This window comes from Xenorhabdus sp. KJ12.1 (assembly GCF_963876495.1).
GTDB classification, from domain to species: Bacteria; Pseudomonadota; Gammaproteobacteria; order Enterobacterales; family Enterobacteriaceae; genus Xenorhabdus; species Xenorhabdus stockiae.
Window position 1 is genome coordinate 1 of record NZ_CAWNQH010000137.1, and the last position, 2,045, is coordinate 2,045.

At 45.2% G+C, this 2,045-nt stretch carries 6 protein-coding genes; all 6 read left to right on the forward strand.

The genetic code is table 11. From position 1 onward, the window contains the following. The coding region (locus tag AACS92_RS20880) for a hypothetical protein (protein WP_099112013.1) at positions 1–284 on the forward strand (284 nt) is incomplete at its 5' end. Beyond that, on the forward strand, positions 284–718 hold the full coding sequence (locus AACS92_RS20885; protein ID WP_099112014.1) for a lysozyme: 435 nt from the start codon (positions 284–286) through the stop codon (positions 716–718). The genes AACS92_RS20880 and AACS92_RS20885, both read left to right, overlap by 1 nt. A 61-nt stretch (positions 719–779) precedes the next feature. Next, positions 780–1,001: a hypothetical protein gene (locus AACS92_RS20890; protein WP_099112015.1), complete on the forward strand. Its 222-nt coding sequence runs from the start codon at positions 780–782 to the stop codon at positions 999–1,001. After that, positions 998–1,471, forward strand: a complete 474-nt coding sequence (locus AACS92_RS20895) for a lysis protein (protein WP_099112016.1) — start codon at positions 998–1,000, stop codon at positions 1,469–1,471. The genes AACS92_RS20890 and AACS92_RS20895 overlap by 4 nt, the downstream gene beginning before the upstream one ends. Next, positions 1,452–1,679 carry an Acb2/Tad1 domain-containing protein gene (locus AACS92_RS20900; RefSeq protein ID WP_099112017.1) on the forward strand — a complete coding sequence of 76 codons (228 nt, stop codon included), beginning with the start codon at positions 1,452–1,454 and terminating at the stop codon, positions 1,677–1,679. Before AACS92_RS20895 ends, AACS92_RS20900 begins: the two co-directional genes overlap by 20 nt. 88 nt (positions 1,680–1,767) lie before the next feature. After that, on the forward strand, positions 1,768–1,968 hold the full coding sequence (locus AACS92_RS20905) for a hypothetical protein (protein WP_193757018.1): 201 nt from the start codon (positions 1,768–1,770) through the stop codon (positions 1,966–1,968). The last annotated feature ends 77 nt before the right edge of the window (positions 1,969–2,045 follow it).

The following is a 2,045-nucleotide window of genomic DNA, read 5'->3' on the forward strand; positions in this document are numbered from 1 at the left end:
GCAATGGGCAGTATCGCCCTCACGTATTTCTGGAACCGACTGACAGGTGCTCACAGATGATTAAGGAAATATACGGTGTGAAGATATTTCCGCTGGTTGTAATGTTTTATCAAATTCGCCGTTGGTGGGTGCTGCGTAAATTGCGGAACTGGTGGCGAGCTGATATGCGTTTTCTGAAAGTCATGCGACAGCACAACTGGACGTGGGCTCACTTCAATTTCTACAAACGTTATCGGTTTCTTAGGCGAATGGCAGAATGCGAACAACAGCGGGGTAATATCTGATGAAAATGAGCGAGAACGGATTGAGCTTCATCAAACAATATGAAGGCCTGAAACTGAAAGCCTATCCAGATCCGGCTACGGGTGGTATTCCGTGGACGATTGGCTACGGTCATACGAAAGACGTCAAGCCAGGGCAAGTTATTACCGAACAGCAGGCCGAAGCATTCCTGCATGATGACCTTCAGCCTATTTACCTCACCCTTGAATCAGCTGTGAAGGTATCACTGACTCAAGGGCAGTTCGATGCCCTGTGCTCGTTCATCTTCAATTGTGGTGCGGGTAACTTCGCTCGTTCTACCTTGCTGAAGAAACTCAATGCCGGTGACTATCAAGGTGCAGTCGATGAGTTCCTGAGATGGAACAAGGCAGCGGGTAAGGTGATGAACGGTCTGACCAAGCGCAGGGCATCTGAGCGCCAGATGTTTTTATCATGAGATTCAATCTCACCTATGGCGTATTCACACGGGCATTTGAGGTGCCATGAGGTATTGAGCGATGAGTATCATTCTGGGGTCAATGATTTACGTTATCGGTTTTATTGTGGCATTCATCATTTTTACGTTGATAGAAAAAAGACGAGCTAATGATCCGGAAAGTTTTGGGGTCATTTTATTTCTGTCAATCATGTGGCCGGTACAGGTTATTTTGGTACCAATTGTTTTTGGCTTGTTGTTTTTAAACGAAAAGTATGACCAATTTATCGGAAGGCAGTCATGAAGATTGGCAGCCAGTACTTCACCCTAATTGCTCTGGTGATTGTCTCTGGCTTGTTCTGGTTCTACTACAGTGAGTATCAGAACAAGGCCGAAGCATACACCAGCTTAAAATTGCAGTATGACAAACAGGTCATTGCCATAGGTAAGCAGCAAGAGCGCCTTGAACAACTTGCAAAATTAGACGAAATATACATAGAGAAACTCGCCAATGCCAAGACTGAAATTGACACTCTTCGGGCTGATGTTGCCGCTGGTCGTCGTAAGTTGCGCATCCAAGCCAGCTGTCCTGTGTCTGAAACCGCTTCCTCCGGCAGCGTGGGCGATGCAGGAACCCCACAACTTACAGAATCAGCTAAACAAAATTATTACGATCTCCTCAGAATGATGGCGGAAAACAGGCAGCAGACTGAGTATTTACAAGACTATATCAACACTGAATGCAGAGGAAATAATGGAAAATCAACACCGTAAAATCACTGGTTACCGTGAATTATCCCAAGATGAAATTGATTGCATGAACAAGATTAAGGCACTAGGTGAGGAAATAGGTCAACTTTATGATCATCTCGTAAAACCCAACACAAATGTTGATATGCGTTGGTTGCTTGAAGGTCGGACTGATCTGCAAAAGGGAATCATGTGCTGGGTTCGTGCTGTGGCTCAACCAACTACATTCTGAGTAGCTACCTCAGAACAAATAATTCGGGGTTGCAGGATTATGTTAGGGCGTAGTGTGGGTGAGAGGACGGTGGGAATAAACCGTCCTGTTGGAAGTTATTAGTATACACAAATTACAGTACCGTCGGGCATTCGCCTGCATATTCCTGCGGCAATCATGCATTCTGTCCATTCCGGACTATTGGCGTCGTATTTTTGACACTGAGGAGGGGGCGCTATGGCATAAGTCTGCATTGAAGCAAAAAGAGTTGTCCCAGCCACTAGGCAAAGAAGAAGATACTTTTTCATAGTTATTCTCCGCATCGTTTACAACGTTATCATCACGGAACCTGATAAACCCATTACACCGTAACAACAAGCGAATAAT

Excerpts from the sequence above, each read along its gene's own strand:
- AACS92_RS20885 (WP_099112014.1), top strand. The coding sequence starts at position 284 with ATGAAAATGAGCGAGAACGGATTGAGCTTCATCAAACAATATGAAGGC.
- AACS92_RS20895 (WP_099112016.1), top strand. The coding sequence starts at position 998 with ATGAAGATTGGCAGCCAGTACTTCACCCTAATTGCTCTGGTGATTGTC.
- AACS92_RS20900 (WP_099112017.1), top strand. The coding sequence starts at position 1,452 with ATGGAAAATCAACACCGTAAAATCACTGGTTACCGTGAATTATCCCAA.
- AACS92_RS20890 (WP_099112015.1), top strand. The coding sequence starts at position 780 with ATGAGTATCATTCTGGGGTCAATGATTTACGTTATCGGTTTTATTGTG.